At 57.2% G+C, this 25,155-nt stretch carries 26 protein-coding genes; 9 read left to right on the plus strand and 17 right to left on the minus strand.

What is annotated here, in order from left to right:
• Nucleotides 1–9: 9 nt before the first annotated feature.
• The 6 genes from hemB to hemE are packed head-to-tail and all read right to left on the minus strand — an operon-like array spanning nt 10 to nt 6,061.
• Nucleotides 10–978, minus strand: coding sequence for a porphobilinogen synthase (gene hemB, locus ACYVJT_RS05365; RefSeq protein WP_343955799.1), 969 nt, complete (start codon nt 976–978; stop codon nt 10–12).
• Nucleotides 979–995: 17 nt separating this feature from the next.
• Entirely contained in the window at nt 996–1,730 is a 735-nt protein-coding gene (locus tag ACYVJT_RS05370; RefSeq protein ID WP_343955798.1) for a uroporphyrinogen-III synthase, read from the minus strand.
• A gap of 8 nt (nt 1,731–1,738) precedes the next feature.
• The gene (hemC, locus tag ACYVJT_RS05375) at nt 1,739–2,743 is read right to left on the minus strand and encodes a hydroxymethylbilane synthase (RefSeq protein ID WP_343955797.1); all 1,005 of its coding nucleotides are present in this window, start codon (nt 2,741–2,743) and stop codon (nt 1,739–1,741) included.
• Nucleotides 2,743–3,453: a hydrogen peroxide-dependent heme synthase gene (gene hemQ, locus ACYVJT_RS05380; RefSeq protein WP_343955796.1), complete on the minus strand. Its 711-nt coding sequence runs from the start codon at nt 3,451–3,453 to the stop codon at nt 2,743–2,745. The genes hemC and hemQ overlap by 1 nt, the downstream gene beginning before the upstream one ends.
• A gap of 34 nt (nt 3,454–3,487) precedes the next feature.
• Nucleotides 3,488–4,927, minus strand: coding sequence for a protoporphyrinogen oxidase (gene hemG / locus ACYVJT_RS05385; RefSeq protein WP_343955795.1), 1,440 nt, complete (start codon nt 4,925–4,927; stop codon nt 3,488–3,490).
• The gene (gene hemE / locus ACYVJT_RS05390) at nt 4,928–6,061 is read right to left on the minus strand and encodes a uroporphyrinogen decarboxylase (RefSeq protein ID WP_343955794.1); all 1,134 of its coding nucleotides are present in this window, start codon (nt 6,059–6,061) and stop codon (nt 4,928–4,930) included.
• Nucleotides 6,062–6,193: 132 nt separating this feature from the next.
• Between hemE and ACYVJT_RS05395 the strand changes: the two genes are divergently transcribed.
• The 5 genes from ACYVJT_RS05395 to ACYVJT_RS05415 all read left to right on the plus strand — a co-directional run bounded on the left by ACYVJT_RS05395 (nt 6,194) and on the right by ACYVJT_RS05415 (nt 11,103).
• The gene (locus ACYVJT_RS05395) at nt 6,194–7,519 is read left to right on the plus strand and encodes a glutamyl-tRNA reductase (RefSeq protein WP_425579839.1); all 1,326 of its coding nucleotides are present in this window, start codon (nt 6,194–6,196) and stop codon (nt 7,517–7,519) included.
• Between the two features lie 48 nt (nt 7,520–7,567).
• Nucleotides 7,568–8,227: a TetR/AcrR family transcriptional regulator gene (locus ACYVJT_RS05400; RefSeq protein ID WP_343955793.1), complete on the plus strand. Its 660-nt coding sequence runs from the start codon at nt 7,568–7,570 to the stop codon at nt 8,225–8,227.
• 92 nt (nt 8,228–8,319) lie between these two features.
• On the plus strand, nt 8,320–8,544 hold the full coding sequence (locus ACYVJT_RS05405) for a DUF3107 domain-containing protein (protein WP_343955792.1): 225 nt from the start codon (nt 8,320–8,322) through the stop codon (nt 8,542–8,544).
• Nucleotides 8,545–8,724: 180 nt separating this feature from the next.
• Nucleotides 8,725–10,248: a DEAD/DEAH box helicase gene (locus tag ACYVJT_RS05410; protein WP_343955791.1), complete on the plus strand. Its 1,524-nt coding sequence runs from the start codon at nt 8,725–8,727 to the stop codon at nt 10,246–10,248.
• 3 nt (nt 10,249–10,251) lie between these two features.
• Nucleotides 10,252–11,103 (plus strand): DNA-methyltransferase, encoded by an 852-nt coding sequence (locus ACYVJT_RS05415; RefSeq protein WP_343955790.1) that lies wholly within the window; start codon nt 10,252–10,254, stop codon nt 11,101–11,103.
• Here the strand turns inward: ACYVJT_RS05415 and ACYVJT_RS05420 are convergent.
• The gene (locus ACYVJT_RS05420; protein WP_343955789.1) at nt 11,100–11,957 is read right to left on the minus strand and encodes a PHP domain-containing protein; all 858 of its coding nucleotides are present in this window, start codon (nt 11,955–11,957) and stop codon (nt 11,100–11,102) included. The genes ACYVJT_RS05415 and ACYVJT_RS05420 overlap by 4 nt on opposite strands.
• A 143-nt stretch (nt 11,958–12,100) precedes the next feature.
• Here ACYVJT_RS05420 and ACYVJT_RS05425 point away from each other — a divergent pair, with 143 nt between their 5' ends.
• A complete protein-coding gene (locus tag ACYVJT_RS05425; protein WP_343955788.1) occupies nt 12,101–13,657 on the plus strand; it encodes an aminopeptidase P family protein in 1,557 nt (518 codons plus the stop codon).
• Here ACYVJT_RS05425 and ACYVJT_RS05430 read toward each other — a convergent pair.
• On the minus strand, nt 13,654–14,337 hold the full coding sequence (locus tag ACYVJT_RS05430; protein ID WP_343955787.1) for a YflT domain-containing protein: 684 nt from the start codon (nt 14,335–14,337) through the stop codon (nt 13,654–13,656). The genes ACYVJT_RS05425 and ACYVJT_RS05430 overlap by 4 nt on opposite strands.
• Nucleotides 14,338–14,420: 83 nt before the next feature.
• Between ACYVJT_RS05430 and ACYVJT_RS05435 the strand changes: the two genes are divergently transcribed.
• Entirely contained in the window at nt 14,421–15,587 is a 1,167-nt protein-coding gene (locus ACYVJT_RS05435) for an Mrp/NBP35 family ATP-binding protein (RefSeq protein WP_343955786.1), read from the plus strand.
• On the opposite strand, the gene ACYVJT_RS05440 is transcribed toward ACYVJT_RS05435, so the two are convergent.
• Together ACYVJT_RS05440 and ACYVJT_RS05445 are read right to left on the minus strand one after the other, a co-directional pair.
• Nucleotides 15,580–16,161 (minus strand): twin-arginine translocase TatA/TatE family subunit, encoded by a 582-nt coding sequence (locus tag ACYVJT_RS05440; RefSeq protein WP_343955785.1) that lies wholly within the window; start codon nt 16,159–16,161, stop codon nt 15,580–15,582. The two genes, ACYVJT_RS05435 and ACYVJT_RS05440, sit on opposite strands and share 8 nt — an antisense overlap.
• 103 nt (nt 16,162–16,264) lie before the next feature.
• Nucleotides 16,265–17,245, minus strand: a complete 981-nt coding sequence (locus ACYVJT_RS05445) for an anti-sigma factor family protein (RefSeq protein WP_343955784.1) — start codon at nt 17,243–17,245, stop codon at nt 16,265–16,267.
• Nucleotides 17,246–17,442: 197 nt separating this feature from the next.
• Between ACYVJT_RS05445 and ACYVJT_RS05450 the strand changes: the two genes are divergently transcribed.
• Entirely contained in the window at nt 17,443–18,099 is a 657-nt protein-coding gene (locus ACYVJT_RS05450) for an O-methyltransferase (RefSeq protein ID WP_343955783.1), read from the plus strand.
• A gap of 15 nt (nt 18,100–18,114) precedes the next feature.
• Here the strand turns inward: ACYVJT_RS05450 and ACYVJT_RS05455 are convergent, their stop codons facing one another.
• Nucleotides 18,115–18,288 carry a DUF3117 domain-containing protein gene (locus ACYVJT_RS05455; RefSeq protein ID WP_343955782.1) on the minus strand — a complete coding sequence of 58 codons (174 nt, stop codon included), beginning with the start codon at nt 18,286–18,288 and terminating at the stop codon, nt 18,115–18,117.
• Between the two features lie 58 nt (nt 18,289–18,346).
• Complete coding sequence (locus tag ACYVJT_RS05460) at nt 18,347–18,679, minus strand: DivIVA domain-containing protein (RefSeq protein WP_343955781.1); 333 nt, start codon at nt 18,677–18,679, stop codon at nt 18,347–18,349.
• Nucleotides 18,680–18,820: 141 nt separating this feature from the next.
• Here ACYVJT_RS05460 and ACYVJT_RS05465 point away from each other — a divergent pair, with 141 nt between their 5' ends.
• Nucleotides 18,821–19,756: a transporter substrate-binding domain-containing protein gene (locus ACYVJT_RS05465; RefSeq protein ID WP_343955780.1), complete on the plus strand. Its 936-nt coding sequence runs from the start codon at nt 18,821–18,823 to the stop codon at nt 19,754–19,756.
• A gap of 69 nt (nt 19,757–19,825) precedes the next feature.
• Here ACYVJT_RS05465 and ACYVJT_RS05470 read toward each other — a convergent pair whose 3' ends face one another.
• From ACYVJT_RS05470 to typA, 5 genes are all read right to left on the minus strand, one after another.
• Nucleotides 19,826–21,100 carry a citrate synthase gene (locus tag ACYVJT_RS05470; RefSeq protein WP_343955779.1) on the minus strand — a complete coding sequence of 425 codons (1,275 nt, stop codon included), beginning with the start codon at nt 21,098–21,100 and terminating at the stop codon, nt 19,826–19,828.
• Between the two features lie 133 nt (nt 21,101–21,233).
• Nucleotides 21,234–22,367: a succinyldiaminopimelate transaminase gene (dapC, locus tag ACYVJT_RS05475; RefSeq protein ID WP_343955778.1), complete on the minus strand. Its 1,134-nt coding sequence runs from the start codon at nt 22,365–22,367 to the stop codon at nt 21,234–21,236.
• Nucleotides 22,367–22,693: a ferredoxin gene (gene fdxA, locus ACYVJT_RS05480; RefSeq protein WP_343955777.1), complete on the minus strand. Its 327-nt coding sequence runs from the start codon at nt 22,691–22,693 to the stop codon at nt 22,367–22,369. The genes dapC and fdxA overlap by 1 nt, the downstream gene beginning before the upstream one ends.
• A 39-nt stretch (nt 22,694–22,732) precedes the next feature.
• Complete coding sequence (locus ACYVJT_RS05485) at nt 22,733–23,266, minus strand: hypothetical protein (protein ID WP_343955776.1); 534 nt, start codon at nt 23,264–23,266, stop codon at nt 22,733–22,735.
• Entirely contained in the window at nt 23,211–25,124 is a 1,914-nt protein-coding gene (gene typA / locus ACYVJT_RS05490) for a translational GTPase TypA (RefSeq protein ID WP_343955775.1), read from the minus strand. Before typA ends, ACYVJT_RS05485 begins: the two co-directional genes overlap by 56 nt.
• Between the last annotated feature and the right edge of the window lie 31 nt (nt 25,125–25,155).

The following is a 25,155-nucleotide window of genomic DNA, read 5'->3' on the forward strand; positions in this document are numbered from 1 at the left end:
AAAGGTCTCCTAAGCGAGTAGGCGTGCAGCTTCAGTAGCATAATAGGTCAAAATGTTCTGGGCGCCGGCACGGCGGATGGCGGTGAGCGATTCCAGCATGGCCGGTTCGCGTTCGATCCACCCGTTGGCCGCAGCAGCTTCGATCATCGCGTATTCCCCAGAGATCTGGTAAGCAGCCACGGGCACGGTGGACATATTGGCGACGTCGCGCAGAATATCGAGGTAGGACATGGCTGGTTTGACCATGACCATGTCGGCACCCTCTTCGATGTCGAGTTCGGTTTCGAACATGGCTTCGGTACGGTTGGCCGAGTCCATCTGGTAGGTCTTGCGGTCACCAGTCAGTGCTGAGTCCACTGCTTCGCGGAACGGTCCATAAAAAGCCGAGGCGTACTTGGCCGAGTACGCCAGAATTGCGGTGTTGGTGTGGCCTGCAGCATCGAGTGCTTCACGGATGACGGCAACTTGGCCGTCCATCATGCCGGATGGCGACACGACATGCACCCCGGCTGCTGCCTGGGCAACGGCCATTTGGGCATAGATCGCATTGGTGGCGTCGTTGTCGACATTGCCTTCCGCATCCAGCACACCGCAGTGACCGTGGTCAGTAAATTCGTCCAAGCAGGTGTCGGCCATGACCACCATATCGTCGCCGACTTCTGCCACCACTTCGGCAATGGCCAGGTTCAAAATACCATTCGGGTCGACCCCCGCAGAGCCTTGGGCATCCAGTGTTTCTGGTACACCAAATAGCATGATGCCACCCACACCTGCCTCTGCGGCATCGCGGGCTGCAGTTTTCAGCGAGGCCATACTGTGCTGTTGCACCCCGGGCATCGAGGAAATATCGATGGGTTGCGTGGCACCTTCTTTGACAAAGACCGGCAGAATCAGGTCGGCCGGGGCTAGTCGGTTCTGAGCGACCAGCTTGCGCATGGGCACAGATTGGCGCAGTCGACGGGGGCGGTGAGCGAACATGGTGTCCTTTCGGGGATTTAGTCGAGTGCCTCGAGCACGGCGGCAAGTCCGGTGGCATTCGGTGAGGGTGCGGTCGCAGCAAGAGCAATATTGCTTTCGTCGGCGGCACGTTGCGTGGGGTGGCCAATGGCGATGACAGCCCGAACCGGGACGGCGACTTCGGCCCACCGCCGTGCCGCGCTCGGAGCAGTCAGCACGATGACGTCGTCGCTATGCACATCCGCTGTCTCCAAGCTGCCCTGTTCAACCGGGAGCAGGGCGCGATCTGGTTGGGCTGGATAGTCCACGGTGTGATAGGCCACCGCATGGGTCACTTCCCAACCGCGTTGAGTAAGTCCTGTGCACATCGCATCGCCGGCCGCGGCGCCTTGCGGTAGAGCAACTGTGCCCGGGCCGGTGGGAAATTGGGCGAGGATACCTGCTGCGGAGGCATCATTGTTTGGCATCCAGGGGGTCATGGTGGCACCACTATCGTGGAGGACTCGTGCGGTCCCGGGGCCAGTCACCCCGATGACGGTATGGGCTTCGGTGGCCACTGGATCCCAGCTACGCGCCACCAGTGCCCGAATCGTGTTGGGACTGGTCAGCAGCAGGCGATCCCATCTGCCCGCATGCAGGCCGGTGATCATCGCATCCAACGCGCCGGTATCTTCGGGTAACTGAAAATCGGTGAGCGGCAAAAACGCTATGCTATACCCAGAATGCTCAAGACCGGCCTCGATATGGCCGGCCTGAGCCGGTTGACGGGTCAAAATGATTCTCATCGAGCGCCGCGTGCAGGTCCAGCAGGTAGCAGGTCGGCGCCATCAGCGATCAGCATATTGGCCACTTCGACACCAAGTGCCGAGGCAGCTTCCAAAGTGGCCTCAGTGATCGCTTCAACATCGATGGTGGTACTCGAGGCACGACGAATCGTGCTGGAACCATCCATGGCGGTGACAATCGCGTCGAGCGTCAAGTGACCATTGTGATACCTGGCAAGGCCTCCAAGCGGTGCTGCACAACCTGCCTCCAGGGTTTCTAGCAGGCCGCGCTCGGCGCTGGCTTCTAAGCGTGCGCCAAGATCTTCATGATCCGCCAGGGCAGTGGCCAGAGGCGCATCCAAGGCTTTCAGCGCGGAGACCTCCACTGCCAGAGAGCCTTGGCCCGGCGCGGGCAGCATTTGCACCGGGTCAATACGCTCGGTGATAGCCCATTGCAGCTTCAACCGGTCCAGCCCCGCACACGCTAAGACGACGGCGTCGAGGTCACCTTTGGGTGAGCCTTTGGCCGACGGGGCGTTGTCGTGGTGGTGTTCGTATCCGGCCACACGCGCCAGGCGGGTGTGCACGTTGCCGCGAATGTCGACCAGCTCAAGATCTGGACGTAGCGCCAACAGTTGGCCCACGCGTCGGGGCGAGCCGGTGCCGATACGTGCGCCAGGTGGCAGCGTATCCAACGTCATACCGTTGGAAGCGCACAGGGCATCGCGCACATCGGCGCGTTCTGGGATCGCAGCGATCCGCAGTTCGGGTGGTTGCTTGGCGGGTAAGTCTTTGAGCGAGTGCACGGCCATGTCCACCTGGCCATCAATGACGGCTTGGCGCAGGGCGGTGGCGAACACGCCGGTGCCCCCCAGATTCGCGAGCGAACCGGTGGTCACGTCACCTTGGGTGGTGATGATGACTTGTTCAAACGCGGTGTGATCGGTTGACATCGCGTCGACCACCCACTGCGTTTGTGTGGTCGCTAATGCGGAGCCACGAGTTCCAATGCGGTAGGCCATTAGGCCAACACCTCTGCAACTTCGTCAATTTCCACGTACCGGCCGGTGTAGAACGGCACTTCTTCGCGAACGTAATGGCGGGTCTCGTTATTGCGCAGCGAACGCATCATGTCCACCAGCAGATCCAGGCGTGGCGATTCCAACCCCAGCAGCCATTCCCAATCGTTGAGACCGAAGGCCGAGACCGTGTTGGCCCATACGTCTGGGAATTCCTGGCCGAGTTGACCATGGCCGCGCAACAGCCGTGCGCGCTCCTTGGGATCGAGCGTATACCAGTCGTAAGAGCGCACGAATGGGTAGAAGCACAACCATTTGCGCGGTTTTCGCCCCTCGGTGAATGCGGGGACGTGCTCGGGGTTGAACTCGGCCATACGATCGGCCCCCATGGCGGAAAACGCCATCGTCGTAGCGGATAGCAGGCCCGAACGACGTACCTGGCGGATAGCATCCTGCAGCGCCTCTGGGGATTTAGACCACATCCACACCATGATGTCGGCTTCGACGCGCATTCCTGAGACGTCGTAGAGACCACGCACAGTCACGCCCTGTTGCTGCAGTTGCTCGACAAGTGCGCCGAACTCCTCACTATCGCGGGCAGTGTCGTCTGCCGACTTTTCCGGTGCATCTTCTTTGCGGGCAAAAACGGTGTAGGTGGTGAACCAGCTCGTCGCTGATTCTTCGCCTTGGACCACGTTGGTTGATTCAGTCACTGATGCTCCTTGTGTTTTCTACAGGCTGTAGAAATTACTGTAGTCGATTAATACTTAATGCTGAAGAGTGTTGGGTGATGGCCGCAATACCGGTGCCCGCAAACCACGCTCCGGTCACGTGCAACCAATCAAAATGTTCAACGGCCTGACGCACCGCGTCGATACGTTGCACGTTCTGCGGTGTGGTCAATGGCATGGCGTCGCGCCAGCGAGCAACGTCGGCACCGACAATGTTGTCCAGCACGTATTGTTCGGGCAGGTCAAAGAGCGTCGCGAGATCGGTGAAGGCTATATCGCTGAGCGCATCTTCAGGTGTGGCATATCCGGGCGCTGACCCGTCAGAGGGATCGGTAATCCTTCCGTAGCTGAGTCGCACGATGTGTCGATGCTGAGACAATCTCGTGACGACGTCTCGTGCCCAGCCCCATTTGGCGGTGACGTGCGTAGCAGCTTTGGCAACGACGTCGGTAACGGACGGCGAGACCAGCATGCCGGTACCTCGCGGGTGCGCGTCTAAGGCGGGGCTATCGAGTGCGAGCATCACCAGTCCAACACCAGCGCCATAGTCGGGACGTTCCAGCAGCGCTGGGCGTTCGAATGGCGTGATGGTGGACACCACGTCGTGTGCGGTCGGGGCATCGAGGGCGAGAACGATGTGGTCTGCCTGGACGAGATCGCCGTATTCCACGTGCACCGTGCGTGCCCGTGCGTCGAGTGCCACGACGTTGGAGCGCAATCGCAGTTGACCGTGGGTTTGTACATAGGCTGTTAACGCGTCCACAAGTTTCTGCATGCCACCGCGCAGCGATTTGACCGCGGCACCCGGTGGTGCTGCAGCGCGCAGAGCGGCAATGGCCTTGGCGACCGAGCCGTACTCGATGGATTTCTCAATTAACCCCGGGGCGATCGTATCAATATCGATGCCATACGGGTCAGCAGAATGGACCCCAGAAACCACCGGAGCCACAAGCCGTTCAAGCACGGTAGGGCCGAACCGATCTGCCACTAGCTCTCCAACGGTGATGGATTCACCAGCGGCACGACGTTTCGCCCACGTATCCATGGGCAAGTCGAGTTCTTGTGCCGCGCGTGCGGCAGCCTCCGGCCCCAGTGCGGCCACGACTTCTGCAGCGTGCGGGTCACCCGGTATCCCCCACATGCCCAGTTTCGGTGCCGGTACCGCACCGATTTCTGGCAGATACAGCCAAGAACCGGCGGGATTCGGAGACACGAGCCGGTTGGCGAGGCCGAGGTCTTTCATGAGTTCCTCGACCAGTCTCGAGCGCGACGCATAGGCCTCGGCCCCTACGTCGGCACCCAGCGGACCTTCAGACGTCTCGACGACCTGGAATTGCACAGCACCACCGACTCTGGAGGATGCTTCCAATACGGTCACCGAGTGGCCAGCTTTGATCGCGAAATAGGCCGCGGTCAACCCGCCTATCCCGGCACCAACAACGACGACGTGTGACATTTAATAGTCGATGGAGTGGATGAGCTCCACGAGTCTGGTCAATACGGTTGGATCCGTGGTCGGCGGCACGCCGTGCCCCAAATTCAGCATGTGGCCGGGTGCGTCTGCGCCTTGGGCAATGACGTCACGAACGTGGGCTTCCAAGACGTCCCAATCGGCATCCAACAGTGCTGGGTCAATGTTGCCTTGCAGCACCACATTGGTTCGGCCATCTGGCCCGGGTGTGTTGCCCAGTCGGCGGTTCACTTCATCCAGTCGCATGCGATAGTCCACACCCACCACGGACGCACCGGCGTCACGCATCAAATCCAGAATTTCCCCCGTGCCGGTGCCAAAATGCACCAGCGGGATGCCCTGTTCGCCGGTCAAGTCAGCCACGTGTTCGAGCGCCTGTTGAGAATACGGCATCACCTTGTGCTGATAGTTGGTCCGCGACAGCGAACCCGCCCACGAGTCGAATAGCTGTCCGGCCGAGGCCCCCGCCAGGATTTGTGCCCGCAAGAACCGCCCGGAGGCCTCTGCAGTCCAGGTCATGAGTCGGTCCCAGGACTCGGGGTCCTGATGCATCATCGTGCGTGGGCCGAGATGGTCACGCGATGGACGACCCTCGACCATGTACGCGGCAACCGTATATGGTGCACCGGCAAAGCCAATCAACGGGCGCGAACCAAGTTCAGCGACTGTGAGCTTCACCGCATCGGAGATGGGCTCGAACATATCGTCAGTGAGTTCGGGAAGTTTGGCGATGTCAGCGGCACTTCGAATAGGAGTATCTAAGACCGGTCCGACACCCGGCTTGATTTCTACTCCGATACCGGCCAATTTCAGCGGAATGACGATATCTGAGAAAAAGATTGCGGCATCGACATCATGTCGACGCACGGGCTGCAGTGTGATTTCTGAAGCCATTTCTGGAATCAAGCACGACTCCAGCATGGTCGTTCCTTCGCGCAATTTTCGATATTCCGGCAGCGAACGACCCGCCTGACGCATAAACCACACTGGTCGACGATCCCCCACCTGCCCTCGATACCCTTTGATGACAGCGGAGGCGGCAGTAGACTTTTCCGCGTCCTGGAGCATGAGTGGATGAGTCGTCGGCAGCGCCGCAGTATGAGAAAACGCTTGGTTCATGCCAGCCCATTATTCCAGCATCCGCTCGAGAATTCCTGCACGTTTCCTGAATGCGAGCACGGCACCCCCGTGAGCGAAACCCCCAGGATGCATTTTGACCCGACTAACAAATTTCGTACGATGGGAGCCATTGTGGTGATGTTTTCATTAGTCGCAGCGCACACCTGGTTAGACCTCGAAACGGTGGCGCAACTTGCAAGCGGCGCCTCAGAGGTCTCTGAAACGCTCTCAAACGACACGGTCTCTGGTGTCGTAATCCTATCGACGTGTAACCGTCTCGAGCTCTATGCCGAGGCTAGGACCGACGATATTGAACGGGCAGCTGAAGACATTCTGCGTTCTATTGCCGAGCGTGCCGAGGTCTCCTATGATGAGGTCGCCTCCGCATTTCGGCTCTACCGCCATGACGCTGCGGTACGACACCTTTTCGAAGTCGGCTCGGGTTTAAAATCCGCAGTCGTGGGCGAACGTGAAATTGCCGGGCAAGTCCGTCGGGCGCTCGCTGATGCTCGCGACGCGGGACACACCACAGGCTCACTAACCAAACTTTTCGAAACGGCCACGCGGACAGCCAAAGACATCGGCGCACAAACGGCTCTCGGGTCAACCGGTCGCTCGATTGTCTCCGTTGCATTAGAACTCGCCACTGAGTTACGCGCTGGTACCTCGATCGTTGGCGCTCAACGATTCTGGGAAGATGCAAATATTTTATTGGTTGGTACCGGGGCATACGCGGGAACCACCCTGGCACAGTTGCAGGCTCTCGGTGCCAAAAACGTGGCCGTACATTCCTCATCCGGTCGTGCCCAACAGTTCGTAGCAGATCGCGGTAATTGGGCCATGGCCCTAGGCGGTGCAGAGGTGGAAGGCGCTTTTGCAGAAGCCGATGTCCTCATTGGTGTCTCCGGCGGGGAACGCAGCGTGACCGCGCAGCAGTTACAGCAACTGCGCGAAGGGACATCCCGTCGCCTGACAGTCTTAGACTTGGCGTTGACGCACGACTTCGATCCAGCAATTGGCGATCTGCCCGCCGTGGATCTCATCACGTTAGAGTCCGTGAAGATGGCGGCCCCGACCGAACAACAAGCCTCCATCACCCAGGCACAACAATTGGTTGATACAGCCGTTGACGATTATCTCACCGTGACACGAGAACGCAGCGCCTCCGACGCGATCGTCACGTTGCGAAGCCACACGATGGCAGTGCTTGAAGAAGAGATGGCGCGCGTACAAGATCGTCACGGTTGCACCGCTGCTGCAGAAGAAGTGCGGTTTGCCATGCGTCGCATGGTACGGCAGATGCTGCACGAGCCTACCGTTCGAGCCCGCCAAGCTGCAGCCAATGGCACGCTCGACGAGTACGAGGCAGCACTGGAAACAGTCTTTGGTTTCGACTTGACTGAAGCGACCGGACAACAGCAGCTCAACAGCACCACGGCCACACGCCGCAGCGCTTGAAGCCCAGCGTAGTATGGTGTGACCAAACTGCTCAGAACGGAGTGCTGCATGTCGAAACTTGAGACGTCATCAACTCGGTTACCGCGCGAACAACGTCGCGCCCAGCTCATCGACGTCGCCAAGGATGTCTTCGCAGCTCACGGTTTTGCACAAACCACGATGGATGAAATTGCCCGTCAAGCCTTCGTTTCGAAGCCGGTGTTGTATCAGCACTTTGAAAATAAGCGTGACTTATACTTCACGTTGATCGACGACCAGTTAAATACGTTGCGTGACCGCATTTCCACGCGCATGGCATCGGTCGACCCGCAATCTGATACAGCCGATGAAGAAACCGCCTATCAGGCTGTGTATGGGTTATTTGAATTCACGTCCGAACCGCGTGGCCTCTACCGGCTCATCTTAGATTCGTCGATGGAAAATCCAGCAGAACTCGAAGTTCGGAAAGAACGTTTTCTCAACGAACTTGTCGACTTCATCTCACCATATCTGCTCGATCATTCCATCCTCGACCCGGCCAGTGCACGCTTTATCACCAGCGGAATAGCCTTTGCCGCTATTCAACTGGCCTGCCGCTGGGCCGAACAACACGCCGGTACTCATGCCACAGACCAGCCGATTCCGTTGGATACGGCAGTCGCCCACACGCATCGTTTCGTCGCTCACGGGGCGATCGGATTCGATCTTTCCAATAATCCAACAGCTTAGTGACGGCTTGCGTGACCCACCCAACTGCCAAACTGTTCTAAGCTGATTACCGGTACAAAAGCACCCATTCTTTTTATAGGAGGACTAGAACCGTGGAAATCCGTATTGGCATTCAGAACGTCAGCCGCGAAATCTCATTTGAGACCGATATGTCCAAAGATGACGTCGTTGAAAAGGTCCGTGCAGCGGTTAATGACAACGCCAACCTGGAACTGACCGATAACAAAGGTGGCACCGTTCTTGTGCCAGCCGGCGTCCTTGGTTATGTGGAGATTGGCGACGCGAGCGCACGCCGTGTAGGCTTCGTTGCTGGCTAACCAAGCACTCATCCCTTCCACCAGGTAGACTGGCGAACTGGTCCATATGTTTTGGATCTCCTTGCACCCCGGATGACCGGTCGTACGTGAATGCGTATCTGTTACTTTTCTGATTAATCCACGATCGGCTCCCCTAGCACCACACTGTGCTGAAAACCGATTTTAAGGAATTATTCGATAGTGACAACACCAGCTGAAGAAACGTTTGCAGACTTCGGCTTGAGCTCCAACATTGTTGAGGCTCTCGCCGATCAAGGAATCCACGAACCGTTTCCCATTCAGTCCATGACGCTACCCATCGCACTCGATGGCCACGACATCATCGGCCAAGCGAAAACCGGCACCGGTAAAACGCTCGGTTTTGGTCTTCCCGTACTGCAACACGTTATAGGACCGGACGACAAGGGCTATGACGAGTTGACACAACCCGGCGCGCCACAAGCCCTCATCGTCGCACCAACCCGTGAACTAGCGGTCCAAGTCTCCAAGGACCTGGAAGTCGCGGCCGGCAAACTATCGCTTCGCATTGGTTCAATTTACGGTGGACGAGCATACGAACCACAGATCGACGACCTCAAACGAGGCGTCGATGTTGTGGTTGGTACGCCAGGCCGTCTCATCGACCTGATGAAGCAACGTCATCTGAGTCTCAAACAGGTAGAAACCGTTGTGCTTGATGAAGCCGATGAGATGCTTGACCTCGGGTTCCTCCCCGACGTTGAGACGCTGTTGCAGGCCCTGCCTGAAAAACGCCAGACGATGTTGTTCTCGGCAACCATGCCCGGGGCCGTCATCACCATGGCGCGACGCTATATGGTCCAGCCAACACACATCAGCGCCGCGGATCCAGCAGATGAGTCCCTCGTCAAAGGCGATATACGCCAGTTGGTCTACCGCGCGCACCACATGGATAAAGATGAACTGTTAGCCCGTGCCCTGCAAGCGCGCGACCGCGGACTCACGATTATCTTTACTCGTACCAAACGGACCGCCGCGCGCGTGGCCGAAGAGCTCGAACGTCGTGGCTTTGCCGCTGGCGCACTGCACGGCGATCTTGGCCAGGGCGCACGGGAGCAAGCGCTCCGCGCGTTTCGCAACGGTAAAATCGATGTCCTGGTCGCGACGGACGTTGCGGCACGCGGTATCGATGTTGAAGCAGTGACACACGTCTTCAACTTCCAGGCACCAGAGGATGAAAAAACCTACCTGCACCGTGTGGGACGCACGGGTCGTGCCGGGCTCAAGGGCATCGCCGTGACACTGGTCGATTGGGAGGATGTCGCACGTTGGAAGCTCATTGCCCAAGCGTTAGAAATTGAACAGGTCGTTCCGGTCGAAACCTACTCGGCTTCGCCACACCTGTATGAAGATCTTGATATTCCAGAAGGTACCAAGGGCAGACTGCCCAAGACGAACCGCACCCGTGAAGGCCTCGATGCCGAGAAGCAAGAGGAACTCGGTGGCCCAGATAGCCAACGTCGGGGCGGCCCACGTGGCGGCCGTTCCCGAGGCGGCCGAGGCGGCCGTGGTGGACGTGGTGGTCAAAACCGTCAATGCCAACGGACCCGTTCAAAGAACTCCGACAAGTCCACCAGCGATGATAAACAGTCATCTGGTCATAGTCAACGTCGTCAGCGCAGTCGTACCCGCCGCCGTAATGGCCAGGTAGTCCAGCGTGATAACCAGGGCGAGTCGAAAAACTAACCTATGACCTCGATCTTTTCGGGTGCCAATAAGATCATCCGGACCGATAATCTGCAACTTTTGGAATCGGTACCGGATGCTTCTGTCACCATGATTTATGTTGATCCACCCTTCAACACCGGCAGAACACAAGCGCGCTCTGCTATGACCGCGGTGCGCGTGGCCGATGGTGAAGGGGACCGAGTGGGTTTCGGCGGGCATTCCTACGAAACCCTACGTGGCGCCCTCGCTTCATATGATGATGCGTTCACTAACTACTGGGATTTCCTCGAGCCCCGGCTCGAGCACGCCTGGCGCATACTCGCCGACGATGGCACCCTATATTTACATCTGGACTACCGCGAAGTCCACTACGCCAAAGTCATGCTGGACATGATTTTCGGTCGGGACCATTTTCTCAATGAGATCATCTGGGCATACGACTACGGTGGCCGTTCGAAACGGAAATGGCCTGCTAAACACGACACCATTCTGGTCTACGTCAAGGACCCCAAAAACTACTGGTTTGATACTGAAGAAGTCGACCGGGAACCGTATATGGCTCCCGGATTAGTAACGGCCGAAAAACGTGCCCGGGGCAAGCTGCCCACCGATGTCTGGTGGCACACCATCGTCTCACCAACTGGGAAAGAAAAGACCGGTTACCCAACGCAAAAGCCCGTTGGTCTGGTACGCCGTATGGTTGCTGCGTCTTCGCGCCCCGACGATTGGGTCCTCGATTTCTTTGCGGGCTCGGGTACCCTCGGGGCCGCAGCCGAGCAACTGGGCCGAAAATATGTGTTGGTGGACCAGAACCCGCAAGCCATTGAGATCATGACCAGTCGGTTTCCCGAAGCCGAGTTCATCAGTGATTAGCGACCATTCCACAGCACCTTGAAGCCCGAGGTTGCTTGCGCCTCAATGGCCTCGACCGTGGCTCGGGACGTGACGTTTTCGCCTAATGTATTGGGTTTTCCAGTACCGTGATAATCCGAAGACCCCGTGACCAGCAAATTGTGTTCGGCAGCAAACTCTAGAAGCCACTGCTTGCCGCGCTCATTATTATCCCGGTGATACACTTCCAGACCCGCTAACCCGGCATCCAACATGTCGTAAAATAGCCGTTCCTTGACCACCCGGCCGCGAACGCTGGCGGTCGGATGAGCGAAGACCGGTACCCCACCGGCAGCTCGGATCAGTTCAACCCCCTGGACCGGATCGGGTGCATAATGGGGTACATAGTATTTCGAGCCGCCACGCAAAATGGAGTCAAACGCCGCAGACCGGTTCGGCACAGCACCAACCTGAACCAAAGCATCGGCCAAATGTGGGCGCCCGATGGTGGCTTCAACGGTCGTCTGTTGTTTGACCAGCTCCCAGGTAATAGGAAAATCTCTGGCGAGCAGCTCAGTCATGCGTTTGGCCCGCTTAAACCGTGCGTTCCGCGACTTCGCCAGCTCGGCTAGCAGCGTCACATTCGTCGGGTCATGTAAATACGACAGCACGTGAACGGCCACACCCTCATCCGAAACCGTCGAGAGTTCCATACCGCGGATCAGCGCAATGCCGTGGTGTGACGCCGCGTGTTCGGCTGGGTCCCAGCCGGCCGTCGTGTCATGGTCTGTGATGGCCAGACCCGGAAGTCCGGCACGCGCTGCAGCCTCAACAACGTCCGCTGGCGATGTCGTGCCATCCGAATAATCCGAATGAGTATGCATGTCGAAGGCCATAAATGTGGATTCTACTAGCCCGATGGTATTTCCGGCAGGTTAGCTCACCGGTCACGGTGTAGCTCGTGCATAACTCGGCCAAGCTTGCCGCGAATTTTGGGTGTGCTCATAGACTGCCGTGGCAATCGTGGGAAGATATGAGTATGACTCAACCATCTGATGCCACACAGGATCCTGCCGCTGAGCAGCCACTGGAAGAACGCGTAGAAAACCGGTCGCACCGACCAACCTCCGATGCTTTCAAAGCGTTTATGGGGTCGCATTGGCAAGCGGCCGATGCCATGGACCATCAGCCAGATACGTCAGCCGCATACGCTGCGCAACGACGGGTGACACTGTCTCGCCAATACCCAACAGATCGTTTGGTCATCCCCGCTGGCGCACCCAAGGTTCGTTCAAACGACACTGACTATCGCTTCCGTCCGCACTCTGCATTCGCGCATCTCACCGGCCTGGGCGTTGATCATGAGCCCGAAGCGGTGCTGGTCATGCAGCCTGTCGATCAAGGCGCCGGTGACGATGGCAGCAATCACGAAGCGACCCTGTTTTTCCGTCCGCTGGCTGGGCGCGATTCTGAGGAGTTCTATTCCAATACCAAAACCGGCGAATTTTGGGTTGGCCCACTGCCGACGCTCAAAGAACTTCACCAGCGCACCGGGATCCCCACAAAAGATCTCGCGGAGTTGGAATACGCCGTGACCGTCGATGCCGGTGTGGTGGAAATCGGTGGCACGCGTATTCGTCTCGTACGCGAAACCGATCAAAACATGGACGCGCTGGTTGACACCTCGCGTATAAACACCGGTGTCGATCTGGAACGCTCCGATGCCCTCGACGGCGAGCTGGCCGAATTCTTATCGGAAATGCGTTTGATTAAAGATGACTACGAGATCACACAACTGCGCGACTCGGTAGAGTCCACCATTCGTGGTTTCGAAGACATTGTTCGGGCTATCCCAACCGCGAGGGCACATACCCGTGGTGAACGCGTCATCGAAACGACGTTCTTTGCTCGCGCCCGGTTGGAAGGCAACGATCTGGGCTACGATACGATTGCCGCGGCTGGCAACAACGCGACCGTCCTACATTGGATTCGCAATACGGGGCCGGTCAGCGACGGTGAACTGTTGTTGGTCGATGCCGGTGTGGAAGCTGAGTCGTTGTACACCGCAGACATCACCCGAACGCTTCCGGTCAACGGGAAATTCACGCAAACCCAGGCGAAGATCTACAACGCTGTGCTGGAGGCCGCTGATGCTGCACTGGCTGCTGCCAAACCAGGCGTCATATTCCGCGACATTCACCACACGGCCATGAAAGTTTTGGCTCAACATCTAGCTGACTGGGAGATTTTGCCGGTTTCGGTGGAGGAAGCCCTGTCACCGCAAGGTCAGCATCATCGTCGCTGGATGCCACACGGTACGTCGCATCATCTTGGCTTGGATGTCCACGATTGTGCTCAGGCCCGCCGTGACATGTATATGGATGCACCGCTACGTGAGGGCATGGTCTTCACCATTGAGCCGGGCCTGTATTTCAAGAACGAGGATCTCGCGGTCCCCGAAGCCTACCGTGGCACCGGCGTCCGTATTGAAGATGACATCCTCGTCACCAAAGACGGCGCGGAGTCACTATCTGCTCATCTGCCGCGAACGGTGGCAGACGTTGAGTCCTGGATGGCAAGACTCTGGGAGGCCTAACGCGACGTTGAGCTGTCTGAGTCCGCATCGCGAGCAGGGGCAGTGTCTTCGGATCCCTCATCGACACGGACGCCAAACTGTGGACGACCGTCTGGGAGATCCGGAATACCCCGAGCGGACTCAGGCTCAGCATTCTCAGCGTCTTGTTCAGATGAGGTCGCTGGAGGTACTGGCGCGGAAACGTTTGGGCTGGGCTGTCCCTGTGGTTGAGGACCCAGTACCGAGGTCACCTGGTCCGCTACAGCATTATCAACGACCAGATCGAAGCTGACCGCAGACATTGACGGGATCATCGCGTACTTCATCTGTTTGCGGCGCATGACCTCACCGATCACACCGAACAGCACCCAGATGACCGCACCCATGGCAACGGTCGAACCCAAGGTCATGAACATATCCTGGCCACCCGACATCATACTGATGAGCAGTCCGATGAACAGACCAAAGAATGCGCCCTGCAGCGCGCCGCGGCCTGCCACGGCAGCGTAACTTGGCCGGTGACGCAACCGATAGACCGAACGGAGATCACGTCCTACGATAGATAGAAACCGCGGATCGACACCAGCGTCTACTGCTCGATCGACCGCTGACATCGCGGACTCATACGAACGATAGTTGCCGACCAACTGCCCTTGTGGCAGTGGCGAACCGATTTGCGCTCCAGGACCAATCATACTCATAGTCCCATTTTCTACCCTTAGAGACACAGTTTCCACCACACCGGCCACTTTGAGCTGTGAGCAAGGAGAATCGTAGACCCATCATGAACAGCATCGACCTATACCCCTCCGGTGTACTGGCCCCGGATGTTGCACCGGCAACGCCTCAACAACACTCCGCTTGGCGCGCTTTAGCTCAAGTCATCGATCCCGAGATCCGCCAACCCATCACGACACTGGGTATGGTTTCGGCAGTTGAATTTGATGGGGACGACGGTGTCACCGTGACCATTCGCCTCACCATCGCCGGGTGTCCGATGCAAGACACCATTCATACCGATGTACAAAACGCCTTGGCTCCAGTCGCTGAGGGTCAGATCGCAGTGCATTTGACATCGATGACTGCCGAACAGCGCGTCGCGCTTCAGGACAACCTCACCGCTTCGCGCCCGAAAAACCCCTTTGGCAAAGAGTCTTTGACGAAAATTTATGCGGTGGCATCCGGCAAGGGTGGTGTCGGCAAATCCACGATCACCGCAAATCTCGCGGTTGGCCTCGCTGATCGGGGGCTATCAGTGGGTCTCATTGATGCTGATATTCATGGTTTCTCTATCCCCGGGCTACTTGGTATCACAGCCAAGCCCACCAAGGTCGAAGATATGATCATGCCCCCTATCGCCTACGGGGTGAAAGTCATGTCGATCGGAATGTTCTTAGATGCGGACCAACCTGTCGCGTGGCGGGGTCCAATGCTGCACCGTGCTCTTGAGCAGTTCGTCACAGATGTGTACTGGGGTGATGTAGATGTGCTGCTCATTGATTTGCCGCCGGGTACCGGTGACATCGCGATTTCTACAGCGCAGTTGTTGCCCAACGCCGAACTGTTAGTCATCACCACACCAGAACATACAGCTGCCCAAGTAGCGGCTCGTGCAGGTCAACTTTCGACCCAAACCAGCCAGCCTGTTTCGGGGGTCATTGAGAATATGGGACCGATGCAAATGCCCGACGGCACGGTCATCGAAGTCTTTGGTTCAGGTGGCGGGCAAGCGGTCAGCGAACGCCTCACGGACGTCTTAGACCAAGACGTTCCGCTGTTGGGTTCCATCCCGTTGGATCCCGTGCTGCGCACCGACAGTGAACATGGCACGCCATCAGTCGTTACATCACCGACGTCTGCTGCTGGCAGCGTGCTGCGTGAGATTGTCGCTACCCTCGCAAGTGCTCGTCGTGGTTTAGCCGGCCGGAAGTTGCCGGTTTCGCCTAAGTAGCTTCTGCATCGAACGGTGTGGGAAGCTCCACCGGTTCAACAGTTGCTTGGTCCGGCGCTTCCTCGCAGGCTCCCTGATCATCGGGCACTATGTCAGGAGTGATGTCCACCTGGTCGATTGGACGCTCCAACTCGGGTTGTGGTCGTCCCGGGTCTGGGAATTGTGATTGTTGTTCGAGTTGATCTATGGGGACTGCGGCCGCGACGATTTCCGCTTGTGTCAGTGCCGGGCGGTCTACTGGTTTCGAGAGGGCAGTATCTGCTGCATCTTGAGCGGCATTTTTGGCGTCGGTGAACGACGTTTCAAGTTCATCAATGGGTTCGGCGAGTGCTTCCCGGATGACTCGTCGTGGATCATATTGCCGAGGATCATATTTTTTCCAGTCGACATCATCAAAGTCAGTACCGGTTTCTTCCCTGAATTGTTCCTTGGCGCCCTCGGCAAATACACGTGCCTTATGGATCCATTCACGCAGGGTGCGAAGGTATTGTGGGATCTTTTCTGGTCCCAACAGCATCAGAGCAAGCACGATGAGAACAATGAGCTCGCCACCATTAATACCGAAGATGTTCATACTGGCTACAGCTTACCCGAAAGTGTTCGAATGAATGGTTTTTGAGGAGGCTTACCGGCCCAGCAGCTTATCGACGCCACGCTCAAAGCGTTGGCTGATGCCTTCAGGGCATGTTCGAGCTACCAGAACTCAGCCGGGACTTCTCCTCGACATACAAAGTGGACATGATACCGTCGGCGTAGTCGGCTTCTGAGGTCGAATCCACGCGATATTGCGATTTGTTTGTCGCCATGTAGGCGGTCCAAGAACCATCGGGGTAAGTGTAGAGCCATACATCTTCGGCAACGGGCAGCGACACCTCGTTGGCCGCCGAATCAGTAAAATCCAGCCTGCTACAGGCGGTCACTGAACCGTCATCATGTTCGACGCGGCATTCACGCACCACTGTTTGATCGTCGGCATTTGCCGATGACGCGTTGAATACCGACATGACATACACTTGTCCCTGTTGTTCATCGACTACGGCCGATTCGAAGGCCATCCCGAGCGCATGAAATTGTGGGATAGTCCAGCCTGCCTGTCGCAGTTCGCTCACCGAATTGAGATGGATGGGCGTCCCATCGATACCCAGCGGGGCACTGTTATACGACAATTGTGCGCTGGCCGCGCCAAAATCGGTGGGGATTTCCGTGGAATCATCACTGGGGGGTGGCTGGCTCAAATCCTGCGGGTCAGCCCCCACGATTTCGACATCTTCGGGGATGAGCTCCTGGGCGGACGTACCGGCGGATTCTTGGGTGCGTTGGTCGCCGCCTAAAACCCAGAGACTGACCACGATGCCCACGACTACCAGTCCAACAACACTGGCCCCGACAAGGAATTTCCAGCCTGCAACGCCTGATGGTTCCATCACGGGAGTAGTCGTTGCATAAGAGGCCGGTACTGGATGCTCGCGAGAGATCCGGTCAAGTTGCTGGGTGACGGAAAGGGCTGAAGAACGCTGTTCGACTTCCTCCGCACAACGTGAGCACACTGCCAAGTGTGCACGCACTTTGCTGTCTGCAGATGCAGACAGTTCACCTTCTAAAAACGCGTCGAACTTGGAGCGTGGATGAAAAGAGAAGCCTGAAGAACTTCCACTCATCAATAGATCCTTGCTTCCATGGTCGATTAAACATCTCTTTCAAAACTGGACTGCATTCATTGTGGCAAATGATTCTGAGAATATTCTGAAATATCGATGGTTGTTTCGCATGAACACGCGATGCAAGCCAGCTACCTCTACAATGAAGTGAGCATATATGGTGCACAGGACAACGATTCACGGGAGTAGACAGTTTTATGAAGGCGCTGAGCCCACAACAGACCGGCAAGCACGCTAGCTGGGCCTTTGCTGAAGCACGCCCGATCGAAGACGAAATTGTGTTGATGGCGCGTGATCGTTCGGCAGAACTGGGTATTACCCCGGTGTCTGAAGGCACGGCATCATTACTTACATTTTTGGCGGCTGCGACGCGCCCACAAACCATGGTCGAGCTCGGTAGCGGTGCCGGTGTATCCGGTCTCGCGCTCATGCGTGGCGCCCCGGAAGGTGCGGTGTTGACGACCCTCGACCCGGACGCGGAAGCTCAGCGTGCCGCCCGCGAAGTCTTCGGAGCTGAGGGCTACCCGAGCTCTACTACCCGGTTAATTGCTGGACGCGGACGAACGGTGCTGCCCAAGCTTTCAGCAAACGCCTATGATCTTGTATTTGTTGATGCTGACCCATTGCTTCTCGAATACCACGTAACCGAATCAGCACGCCTGCTCCGCTCCGGTGGCATGCTTGTGCTGCACGATGCGTTAGATCATGACCGAGTACCTCGTCCAGCCGTGCGGGATGCTTCGACCGTCATGCTGCGCGATGTCGGCAATGAACTGCGCGACAACACGAAAGTCTGGAGCACCTCAACGATGGTGCCAACCGGCACCGGACTGCTGTTAGCCACGAAGGTCTAGCACGGTGCGCCGGTGTTAGTTGCCTTTAACGACACCTGATAAGGCATCTTTGAGCGCTTGTGCTTCGTCGTCGTTAAGTTCAACGACGAGTCGGCCTCCACCATCGGTTGGGATACGCATAACGAGTTTTCTCGGCTCACGTACTACCTCCATTGGACCATCACCGGTACGGGGCTTCATTGCAGCCATAATTGTTCCTTTCCTGAGGTTTCTTCATCGCAACGCGAACGGCGACACGCCACTACAGCTACTCTGCTGAGTGTTGCTTGTGTTGTTCTGCCTGCTCACGCAAGGCATCAATCTGTTGATCCCGGTCTTCTAAAGCAGATGTGAGTCGTTCCAGCACCTGATCGACTTGGTCGGTGCGGTATCCGCGCAGCCCGACGCCAAAACGGATGTCTTGAATATCTGCCGCGGCAACCTCCCGGGCTTCGGGAAGCACGACGGGTGGTAGAGATGGTAGTGGCTCGGCGAGTGGTTTGACCAAACCTTGATCACCACGAACTATCACGATGGCTAAGAAAGCTATGACCAAAACACCAAGTACAAGAATTTCTATCGTCAATATTGCATCGCCCATACCTCTATTGTCTCACGAAGACTGCGACCGTGCTTGTCGGAGCCATCCGGTACGCGCCATCATGATCACACGACCGCTTCAAACACGGCCCAGGCTGCGTCAATGTTCCGTCGGTGTGGCCACTTCGACTAAGGTCTGATCGTGGCCAAAAACAGAATGCAGAAGCTTCGTGCAATACCCGTGTCGGCAGCTGTGCTGAGCACACTCCTTATCCTCAGCGGTTGTAATACCACCGAGGAACCAACTGTGGAGCCGACTGTCGGTGAGCAAAAGTCGCTCACGATTGGTGTTTCGCTATCCTCCCCCGGCCTGATCTCGGGAACCGATCCAGAGAGCCTGAGCGGAGCCGAGGCGGATCTTGCAGTAGCGCTCGGTGAGCAGCTTGGCGAAATTGTCGAGCCCAATGACGTGGCATGGGTGCCGACCACACCTGAGCAGACAACTGAGCACTTGGAAAACGGTGAGTTGGATCTTTTGATCGGACAATTCCCGGGACCGGACCTCACAGAAGATATCGCCTGGGTTGCGCCATATGCCACAGTCGAACCAGCGTTGCTGGTCCGAGGGGAGTCCTCTGATCAGGAGGAAGCGACCAACGAGGCGATGACATCAGAAAGTATCACGTCATTTGACGATCTAGAAGACGCTGCGGTATGCGTCGTGGCGCGTTCCGCGAGTGCTGGCCTCGATCTACCAGTGGGTGAAACACAGACCCAACAAACGGTGGCAGAATGCGAGACCGGTATACGTTCGGGTCGCTATGACGCGATTGCCGCAGATGATCTGCAACTCGTCGGGGTGCTTGCCGATCCATCGTATTCAGGTAGCTATGAGCTCCTGCCATGGTCCCAACTCGCCGAAGATGACGACGCTGATGTTTCCGAAGCGTTGGTGGAGCCAACACAGTACTGGATCGGCACGACACCCGCTCAGTGTGAGGTCGTTGGCGAGGCGTTCGCTGAGCTCGTGGCCGATGGCGTCCCCGAGGACATTTTTGGCCAATGGGATGAGTACACCGACTATGTGCCCCAACTCAGTGCCGAAGACGACTTGTCGACGCAGTACTGTCCAAACTAACGAATTCCCCAAATGCGAAAGCTCCACACAGTAGTGCGGAGCTTTCGCAGATCTTCAATGCGCCGTTACTTAGTAGCGGCGCAGGTCCTGGCCAACATATACCTGGCGTGGGCGCCCGATACGCGTTTCTTTGTCGTCAATCATTTCGCGGTACTGTGCGACCCAGCCCGGTAGACGCCCGAGTGCAAACAGTGGAGTGAACATGCGCGGTGGGAAGCCCATCGCACTGTAAATTAGTCCGGTGTAAAAGTCGACGTTTGGATACAGTTTGCGCTCAACAAAGTAGTCGTCGTTCAGGGCTTTTTCTTCGAGACGCATGGCGATCTCGAGTCGTTCGTCACCGGCCCCCAGCTTGTTGAGAATCTTCTCAGCGGTACCTTTGACAATGCGTGCGCGTGGGTCGTAGTTCTTGTACACGCGGTGGCCAAAGCCCATCAGGCGAACGCCCGATTCTTTGTTTTTGACCTTTTCCATGAAATCTTCCGGGGACGTACCTTCGTCTCTGATTTCGTCCAGCATGTTCAGCACGGCTTCGTTCGCGCCACCATGAAGCGGCCCGAAGAGTGCATTGATCCCCGCTGAGATCGATCCGAAAATGTTCGCATGTGATGAGCCAACCAAACGTACCGTCGAGGTGGAGCAGTTTTGCTCGTGGTCGGCGTGCAAAATCAACAGCATATCGAGGGCATCGACCACATCCTGGTCGAGTTCATATGCTTCAGTTGGTACACCGAAGGTGAGGCGTAGGAAGTTCTCCGTCAGGTTTAGCGAATTGTCCGGATACAGCAGTGGCTGGCCGATCGACTTCTTATACGCGTAGGCGGCCAGGACTGGCACCTTGGACATGAGACGAATGGTGGAGATGTGGACTTGTTCCTCGTCGAATGGGTCCAGAGAATCTGCATAGAAGGTCGACAGCGCAGAGACGGCAGAAGACAGCACGGCCATTGGGTGGGCGTTGCGAGGAAAACCATTGAAAAAGTCTTTGATGTCTTCGTGCAGCATGGTGTGATCGCGAATGTTCTCGTCCCATTCGGTCAGCTGGTCGCCCGTGGGGAGTTCACCATAGATAAGCAAGTAGGCAACTTCCAAGAAGGAAGAGTTCTTTGCCAGATCTTCGATGGGGTAACCCCGGTAGCGCAGTATGCCCGCTTCACCGTCGATGTAGGTGATTGCCGAACGCGCATTGGCGGTGTTCATGAAACCGGGGTCGTAGGTGACGGTTTGGGTGTCACGCAGAACTGAACCGATGCCGAGACCGTCGTTACCGACCGTCGCCTCAACACGTGGAAGGTCTACGTTAATGTCGCCTAGCGCCAACTTACCGTCGTGTTTCTCAGTCATGCTTTCCCTCTTGTCTGTGCAAGATGATGCTTGCACCTCGGCCACAGGATCGGTGGCACTGTTGGTTATGTCTCTGCCGTACAAATTTATCAAGTTTAGTGATGCTTGGAACATTATGGCCAAACGCTGTAATTTATAGGCCCGTGCGCAATCGGGACACGGCCTGATCGACTGCTTCATCCTTGGCGGTCATGGACACACGTATGTACCCATTCCCAGCGGCCGAATAGAACACGCCTGGCCCGACCAAAATACCGAGCTGGGCAAAACGTGATACCAGTTCCCAGGAATCTTCCGCGGTAGGTTCAGTAATTTTTGGGTCACGTACCCACAGGTACAGTCCCGCGGCTGAATCATCTACCGTCAGCCCCGCTGAGACCAGGGCATCCAGGAGGCGTTGTCGGCGGTTACGGTAGCGGGATTTCTGTTCGACCACATGCTCATCATCGGTCAGTGCAGCAGCCATGGCAGCCTGGACTGGCCCGGGGACTACCATGCCGGTGTGCGAGCGCAAGTTGATCAATGCGGCAATCATCGCTGCATCGCCGGCGACGAATGCAGCGCGGTAACCGGCCATATTGGACTGTTTCGACAGTGAGTAGACCGACAGTAGCCCGCTAAAGTCTCCTTGCGAGACCTGGGTATCCAGAATGGAGGGGATCCGTTGGTGTTCCCATGTGCCCCACCCGAGCTCGGCATAACATTCATCGGAAGCCACCGCCGCACCATTCGCACGAGCGTCGGCAACGATTTTTGCCAGGACTTCGGCACTTTGGACCGTACCGGTGGGATTTGCTGGCGAGTTCACCCACACCAGTTTCACCCGTTGACGGGTTGCGGCATCGAGCTCTGTGAGTGTATCTGCCGTCACCGACGTCGCACCCACAATCTTGGCGCCGATGTCGTAGGTCGGATAGGCGACTTTGGGGTAGACGATGATATCGCCCGGCCCCAAGCCCATGAGGAGTGGCAGCCATGCGATGAACTCTTTCGAACCCACCGTGGCGGCCACATGCTCTTTGGTCAGACCGGGAACCTGGCGACGGCGGGCGTACCAATCAGCGATCGTGTCACGAAGACCGTCTGTGCCTGCTGCGCTCGGATACCCTGGCCAATTGGTCGCTGAGGCAAGTGCGTCCTGGATCATCTGTGGTGTGGGATCCACCGGGGCACCGATGGATAAATCGACGAGCCCCTGAGCATGGGCGCTGGCCGTTGCTTTATAAGGGGCCAGCAATTGCCATGGGTATGCGGGCAGATCCAGCATTAGACGTTTTGCTCCTGGAACGGCAGGGCTTCAATGAGCGGGTGGTCTTTGGGGATCAAGCCGAGTTTGGCTGCGCCACCCGGGGAACCGATATCGTCGAAGAACTCGACGTTTGCATCGTAGTAGTCCGCCCATTCTTCTGGGGTGTCATCTTCGTAGTAGATGGCTTCCACAGGACAGACCGGTTCACATGCCCCGCAGTCAACGCATTCATCCGGGTGGATGTATAGCATGCGTTCGCCTTCATAAATACAGTCAACCGGGCATTCGTCGATGCAGGATTTGTCCTTGAGGTCAACGCACGGCAAGGCGATCACGTAGGTCATTTTGGTGATGCTCCTTCACACTTTGTTGGTCTAGTCAGTCTAACGGGTATCCGCAGCACCCACCGGCGGGTGTAGATCTGCGACCTGGGTCGGTAGCTCAGTTATCTCGTCGCGGGCGCGTCTGAGCTGGCGGTTCACCAGGACGACCACCACCATGGTCAGAACCACCAGCCCGGCGTGCCACAGTAGGCTTGCGATGACCAGGTGGGGCACGAACTCCCAGGTTTGGGCGTTGAGCGGCACGCTGAAGTGGTCACCGCGACTCAACCCGACCATGACGGCAAGCGTGGCGTATTGTGCCATGCCGGCAATACCGGGAGCAAGCAGGTTGGCGCTGCCAAGCCCGACCCACCATTGGCCCAGCGCCGCAATTAACAGCGCGAATGCCACACCCCAGGGCAGGCCAAAACTGCCTGTCCAAAAAGAGCTCAAATGCATGATGGTTCCCAGACCACCGGTGACGATACCAACACCCACCGCCAGCAGAATCCAACCGATGCCAAGCCGGTTGGAGCGGTTACTGGGCTTCGGCGCGCTGCCGAGCTCGGGCGAGTTTGACACGTTGATTTGCATCCAGCACTACCTTACGAATCCGGATAGCCTCCGGAGTGACTTCTACACATTCATCGTCGCGCACCCATTCCAGGGATTCTTCCAGACTGAACTGACTCGGTGGGGTGAGCCCCGTAAACGTATCGGAGGAGGCTGCACGCACGTTGGTCTGCTTCTTTTCGCGGACGATGTTGACGTCCATGTCCTCGTTGCGCGAGTTTTCGCCGAGGATCATGCCTTCATATACTTCAGATCCGGGCTGGATAAAGAATGATGCCCGTTCTTGAAGGTTGATCATCGAATAAGGGGTCGCCGTACCGGCACGGTCTGAGATGATCGACCCACTGGACCGATACACAATATGGCCGGCCCATGGTTCATAATCGGTCTGATAGGACGCGGCAATCCCTGCACCGCGAGTTTCGGTGAGGAAGCGGGTGCGGAATCCAATGAGGCCACGTGCTGGAACTTTGAAGTCCATGCGGACCCAACCGGTGCCGTTATTGACCATGTTTTCCATGATGCCGCGACGGCCCGCCATCAGCTGGGTGACGGCTCCCAGATGCTCTTCCGGGATGTCGACCGTCATGATCTCCATGGGTTCATAGATCACACCATCAATTTCGCGGGTGACGACTTCTGGTTTGCCGACGGTGAGTTCGAATCCTTCACGGCGCATCTGCTCTACCAGGATAGCCAATGCCAGTTCGCCACGGCCCTGGACTTGCCAGGTATCCGGGCGGTCTGTTGGCAAGACACGCAGCGACACATTGCCGATGAGCTCGCGGTCCAGACGGTCTTTAACCTGGCGTGCGGTGACCTTGGCACCTTTGACTTTGCCGGCCAACGGTGAGGTGTTCACACCAATGGTCAGCGAGATCGCTGGATCGTCAATGGTGATTTGTGGCAGCGGTTTCGGATTTTCAGCATCGGTCAGCGTGTCACCAATCATGATGTCCTCGATACCGGCCACGGCAACGATTTCACCGGGACGCGCTGTTTCTGCGGCAACTCGCTCCAGACCTTTGGTCTCTAAGAGTTCGGTGACTTTCACATTTTTGATGCCGTTCTCCGAAGACCAGGCAACAGTCTGGTTCTTGTTCAGGGTGCCGTTGTGGATACGCAGCAGGGCAAGACGACCCAAGAACGGCGAGAAGTCCAGGTTGGTGACGTGAGCCTGCAGCACTTCGTCCTCGTTGTAGGTCGGTGCAGGAATGTGTTTCATGATGGTGGCAAAGAGCGGCTCGAGATCCTCGCTATTTGGCAACTGGCCATCAGCGGGCTGCTCGGTCGAAGCCACACCGGCCTTCCCGGAAGCAAAGACGACCGGCACATTCAGCACCGCATCCAAATCAAGGTCGGGCACATCTTCCGAAACGTCTTCGGCGAGGCCCAATAGCAGGTCCATGGAATCCGAGACCACACCGTCAATGCGTGCATCTGGTCGGTCCACTTTGTTGACTAACAGGATGACTGGCTTTTTGGCTTCAAGCGCTTTACGTAGCACGAAGCGAGTCTGTGGCAGTGGCCCTTCCGAAGAGTCCACGAGGAGTACGACCCCGTCAACCATGGACAGCCCGCGTTCCACTTCGCCACCGAAGTCGGCGTGACCAGGTGTATCGATCACATTGATCGTCACGTTCTCACCATCTGAAGATGGACCGGAGTAGAACACCGTGGTGTTCTTGGCCAAGATGGTGATGCCCTTTTCCTTTTCAAGCTCGCCCGAGTCCATCACACGATCGTCAACTTCTTTGTGTTCGCCGAAGGCGCCGGTTTGGGTCAACATGGCGTTGACCAGGGTGGTTTTACCGTGGTCTACGTGGGCGACAATGGCGACGTTGCGGAGATCATTACGTGTGGTGGTCTGGTTGGTCATGGGCATACCTCGTTTGAAGGTAGAAAATGAA

Source organism: Yaniella soli (assembly GCF_054782375.1).